Here is a 300-nt window from a genome sequence, read left to right as displayed (position 1 = left end):
ATATGAAATTACGTCATTGACACTACCTCGAATGATCGTTTCGAATTGCTTAGTCAATTCACGGCATAATGCTATTTGACGATTACCTAATTCTGTACTGATGGCACTCAACATTTCTTTTAATCTGTGTGGAGATTCATAAAAAATTAATGTACTTTCATAACTTCTCACCTTATTTAGAATGATGTTTCGATCTTTCTTTTTTCGGTCTAAAAATCCAATAAAGGTAAAATTATCGGTTGGTAATGCAGAAGTAACTAGCGCTGTAACAGCAGCATTTGCACCAGGTAATGCAATAAC

Annotated in this window: 1 protein-coding gene; it reads right to left on the bottom strand. The window is 34.0% G+C overall.

Going from position 1 to position 300, the window contains the following annotated elements:
* The coding region (locus AOA60_RS32050) for an SAM-dependent methyltransferase (protein ID WP_368731543.1) at positions 1-300 on the bottom strand (300 nt) is incomplete at both ends.

The sequence above is a fragment of the Pseudomonas sp. 2822-17 genome, assembly GCF_002742485.1.
Lineage (GTDB): Bacteria > Pseudomonadota > Gammaproteobacteria > Pseudomonadales > Pseudomonadaceae > Aquipseudomonas > Aquipseudomonas cyclaminis.
This window is presented reverse-complemented; position numbering and strand designations above follow the sequence as displayed.